Source organism: Streptomyces sp. NPDC002446 (genome assembly GCF_053595675.1).
Genome location: NZ_JBSFYC010000146.1, coordinates 1 through 4,233 on the forward strand (window position 1 = coordinate 1; position 4,233 = coordinate 4,233).

A 4,233-nucleotide genomic window follows, 5' to 3' on the forward strand; every position below is an offset into this window, starting at 1 on the left:
AGCGCACCCGCCTCAACCGCCGCTACGCCGAGGCCCTGGAGGCCGACCCCTCACTGGAGCGCGCCCGGCGCCGGCCGTCGGGTACAAGCGCGCGGGAGTGTCGGCCCGGCCTAATAGACTGCTGGCTTGTCCTCCCGTTTGGGAACCACGATCGATCAGGAACGCCATGACACGCCTCGGCGAATCCGTCGCCCGCGCCAGCACTCTGCTCTCCGCCGACCTCTCCTCGGACGCCACGGTCCAGGAGCTGCTCAAGGAGACGGGCGCGCGGCGCTATCTCGATCTGACGGACCTGCCCGCCAAGGAGCAGGCCGAGCTGATCGCGGCCCGTACGGTCGAGGTGCTGCCCGGCGTGGAGAAGCTGGCCGAGCGGATCGAGGAGCGCCGGGCGGCCGGCAAGGGCCTGCACATCAAGCTGGGCATCGACCCGACGGCGACCGATGTGCACCTGGGGCACGCGGTGCCGCTGATCGTCCTGAGCCGGTTCCAGCGGCTCGGCCATGACGTCACGCTGATCATCGGTGACTTCACCGCCAAGATCGGCGACCCGTCGGGCCGTACGGCCGAGCGCCCGCCGCTGACCGACGAGGACATCGCGCACAACCTCGCCACGTACCGCGAACAGGTGCGGCCCTTCTTCGACTTCGAGAAGGTCAGCTTCCGGCAGAACAGCGAGTGGCTGGCGCCGTACACCTTCCCCGAGCTGCTCGGGCTGCTCGCCCAGGTGCCGGCCTCGCAGCTGCTGCAGCGCGAGGACTTCCGCAACCGGCTCGCGGCCGGCTCGGGCCTGACGATGACGGAGCTGCTCTACCCCATCGCGCAGGGCCTGGACTCGGTGGCGCTGGAGTGCGATGTCGAGCTGGGCGGATCGGACCAGCTGCTCAATCTGCAGATGGGCCGCAAGCTGATGGAGCTGCGCGGGCAGCGGCCGCAGCTGGTGGTGACCATGCCGCTGATCGAGGGCACGGACGGCACCGGCGCCAAGATGTCCAAGTCCAAGGGCAATTACGTCGGTCTGAGCGCGTCCGCCGACGATGTCTTCGGCAAGATCATGTCGGTGCCGGACCGGCTGATGGAGCCGTACCTGAAGGCCTGGACGGAGTGGACGGACGAGGAGATCGCGCTCGTCCTGGGACGGGTCACGGACCGCTCGCTGCACCCGATGGACCTCAAGAAGATCCTCGCGGGCGAGGTCGTGGCGGCGCTGTACGGCCTGGAGGCGGCGATGGCGGCGCGCGGCGGTTTCGTCGCGCAGTTCTCCAAGAAGTCGTTCGCCGATGTGGAGTCGCTGCCGGTCGTCGAGGTCGCCGAGCACGGCGCGGAGACGGTGGCGGCGGTGCTGACCAAGGTGCTGGAGTTCACGCCGAGCGCCTCGGCGGCGCGGCGGCTGGCGAAGCAGAACGCGCTGCGGCTGGTCGTGGAGGGCGAGGGCGGCCAGCAGACGGTGGTGCTCGCGGAGGCCGATGCGATCCGGCCGCTCGGCGAGGTGCTGGCCGAGAAGCTGACGGACCCGGCCGGGGTCGCGTACCTCAAGGCCGGGCGGAAGCTGGCTCAGCTCGCCGGCCGCTGATCGGGCAGTCGTAGGGGCGGCCGGTGCGCGAGGGATGCGCACCGGTCGCCCCGCGGCTTTCCGGCGGGCGGGCGCCGGGCGGCGCTTCTTCTAGGCGGCTCTTCTAGGCAGCCGTTTTCTTGCGGCCGCGCAGGGCGACCCAGAGGCGGTCGCCGACGCCGACGACGATGACCGCGCCGATCAGTTGCAGCACGTGCCGCATCCAGTCGATGCCCTCGGTCTCATTGACCCCGATGCCGGTGGCCAGCCAGTTGCCGAGGACGCTGCCCAGCATGCCGAAGATCACGGTCAGCCAGAGCGGGATCTGCTGCTTGCCCGGGATGACGGCCTTCGCGATCAGGCCCAGCACCAGGCCCACGATGATGGCCCACAACCACGACATGTCGCCTCCTCTTACGGCGCGGTGCACGTGAGGTCGCACGTGAGGGTCGCCCCGTCAGTGTCACTCCGCATCGGCTACGGCGCACGCCGGAGCCGGGCATACGGCATGGGTCCGAGCAGACCCGGCCGAACGGGGGCAGGACCCGGTCTCGAAGGCGGCGGAGGCGCGGCGTACCGTGGAGTACGACCGGAGACCGGGGAGAATCCGGCGTGACCGAGCGGGTGGTGGAACGTGATGCGGAAGCAGAGCAGCGGCCAGGCCTTCCGGATCACAGGGGCTCGTCAGGGGCTGTCCGAGGACGTGCGCGGGCGGCAGCGGCGGTATGTGATCTCGATGGCGGTACGCACGGTGTCCGTGCTCCTGACCGTTGTGCTGTGGAACGTCCAGCGGCCGGTTGCCATTGCGACGCTGGTGCTGGGCATGGCGCTGCCCTATATCGCGGTGGTGATCGCCAACGCGGGCCGGGAGAACGTCCCTTCGCTGCCGAAGACCTTCATCGCGGGGCCGACCCGGCCGATGCTGACGCCGGGGGCCTCCGGTACCGCTCCGGCGGAATCCGATCCGGAGCGACCGGCGGCGGACCCGTCCACGCCACACCCTGACTCCCGCTGATCAGCGTTCGGTCTGCAAAGCTCAAGAAAAGCTCAGATCAATCGTGGAGTTCCGGTGCACCGCGCGCCATCCCCCGTGACATACTGCGTAACGCGCTCCGCATCCCCCGTCGGAGCGACGGACCGACGCCGGGCGGCTCCCCCCGTGGCTGCCCGGCGTCGTCATGTCCGGACGCGGTCGCGGGCCCGGGGGCCGGTGCCGCAGGACGTAGGGTTGAGGCCGTGAACTCCCCTGATCTTCCCGCCTCCACCGCAGGCGGCGACAGCGCCGTCATCTGCTCTGCCAAGGGCTGTCGCGCCGCCGCCGTCTGGGTGCTGGCCTGGAACAACCCGAAGCTGCACACGCCGGACCGCCGCAAGACCTGGCTGGCCTGCGAGGAGCACCGGGAGCATCTGTCGCAGTTCCTCGGCGTACGCGGCTTCCTCAAGGACGTCGTGACGCTTAAGGAGTGGGAGGCGCCCGCCGGGCAGTAGCGGTGCGCCGGGCGGTAGCGGTGCGCCGGGCGGCTCAGCCGCCGATCGCGGACATCGGGCGCTCGGGCTGCAGGAAGGACGGGTCGTCCAGGCCGGAGCCCGCCTTCTTGCCCCACATCGCCTGCTTCCATATGCGCGCGACCTCGTCGTCGGGCGCCCCGGAGCGCAGCGCCGTCCGCAGGTCCGTCTCGTCGGTGGCGAACAGGCAGGTACGGACCTGGCCGTCGGCCGTCAGCCGGGTGCGGTCGCAGGCGCGGCAGAACGGGCGGGTGACGGAGGCGATGACGCCGACGCGGTGCGGGCCGCCGTCGACGAGCCAGCGCTCGGCGGGCGCGGAGCCGCGCTCGTCCTGGCCTTCGGGCGTGAGCTCGAAGCGGGTGCGCAGCGAGGTGAGGATGTCACCGGCGGTGATCATGCCGTCGCGCTGCCAGCCGTGCTGGGCGTCGAGCGGCATCTGCTCGATGAAGCGGAGTTCGTAGTCGTGGGCGATGGCCCAGGCGAGCAGGTCGGGGGCCTCGTCGTCGTTGAGGCCCGGCATCAGGACGGCGTTGACCTTGACCGGGGTCAGCCCGGCGGCGCGGGCCGCTTCCAGGCCGCGGAGCACATCGTCATGCCGCTTGCGGCGGGTCATGGCCTGGAAGACGTCGGGGCGCAGGGTGTCGAGGGAGACGTTGACGCGGTCGAGGCCGGCGTCGCGCAGGGCGGCGGCGGTGCGCTGGAGACCTATGCCGTTGGTGGTCAGCGACATCTGGGGGCGCGGGGCGAGGGCGGCGACCCGCTCGACGATGCCGGTCAGGCCGGGGCGGAGCAGCGGCTCACCGCCGGTGAAGCGGACCTCTTCGATGCCCAGGTCCCGCACGGCGATGGTGATCAGCCGGACGATCTCGTCGTCCGTGAGCAGATCGGGCTTGGCGAGCCACTGCAGGCCCTCTTCGGGCATGCAGTACGTGCACCGCAGATTGCAGCGGTCGGTGAGCGAAACGCGCAGGTCGGTGGCCACACGACCGTAGGTGTCGATGAGCACAGGGCCCCCTCCCCGGGAGTGACGGCTCGGTCCGTCGTCGTAGGTGCTGATTCGTCTGGGTGCGTCTCCCGTGTGGATCAGTACGTCTCCGAGACTACGCGATGGGTGTGACAGCGAGCAGGGATGAGAAGCACGAGGTGGGCGGGGTGGCGTCGTAGGGAACTACGACGCC

The 4,233-nt window shown here is 70.6% G+C and carries 5 protein-coding genes; 3 read left to right on the forward strand and 2 right to left on the reverse strand.

All coding sequences use genetic code 11. The features are described 5' to 3' along the window. Nucleotides 1–166 precede the first annotated feature (166 nt). Nucleotides 167–1,570 carry a tyrosine--tRNA ligase gene (tyrS, locus tag ACWD6P_RS36740; RefSeq protein WP_451448564.1) on the forward strand — a complete coding sequence of 468 codons (1,404 nt, stop codon included), beginning with the start codon at nucleotides 167–169 and terminating at the stop codon, nucleotides 1,568–1,570. Between the two features lie 103 nt (nucleotides 1,571–1,673). On the opposite strand, the gene ACWD6P_RS36745 is transcribed toward tyrS, so the two are convergent. Beyond that, on the reverse strand, nucleotides 1,674–1,952 hold the full coding sequence (locus tag ACWD6P_RS36745) for a GlsB/YeaQ/YmgE family stress response membrane protein (RefSeq protein WP_451448565.1): 279 nt from the start codon (nucleotides 1,950–1,952) through the stop codon (nucleotides 1,674–1,676). A 234-nt stretch (nucleotides 1,953–2,186) separates the two neighbouring features. Here ACWD6P_RS36745 and ACWD6P_RS36750 point away from each other — a divergent pair, with 234 nt between their 5' ends. Both ACWD6P_RS36750 and ACWD6P_RS36755 read left to right on the forward strand, forming a co-directional pair. Further along, nucleotides 2,187–2,564, forward strand: a complete 378-nt coding sequence (locus ACWD6P_RS36750; protein ID WP_451448566.1) for a DUF3099 domain-containing protein — start codon at nucleotides 2,187–2,189, stop codon at nucleotides 2,562–2,564. Between the two features lie 221 nt (nucleotides 2,565–2,785). Next, nucleotides 2,786–3,037 carry a hypothetical protein gene (locus tag ACWD6P_RS36755; protein WP_451448567.1) on the forward strand — a complete coding sequence of 84 codons (252 nt, stop codon included), beginning with the start codon at nucleotides 2,786–2,788 and terminating at the stop codon, nucleotides 3,035–3,037. 34 nt (nucleotides 3,038–3,071) lie between these two features. On the opposite strand, the gene moaA is transcribed toward ACWD6P_RS36755, so the two are convergent. Further along, nucleotides 3,072–4,061 carry a GTP 3',8-cyclase MoaA gene (moaA, locus tag ACWD6P_RS36760; RefSeq protein ID WP_451448568.1) on the reverse strand — a complete coding sequence of 330 codons (990 nt, stop codon included), beginning with the start codon at nucleotides 4,059–4,061 and terminating at the stop codon, nucleotides 3,072–3,074. Between the last annotated feature and the right edge of the window lie 172 nt (nucleotides 4,062–4,233).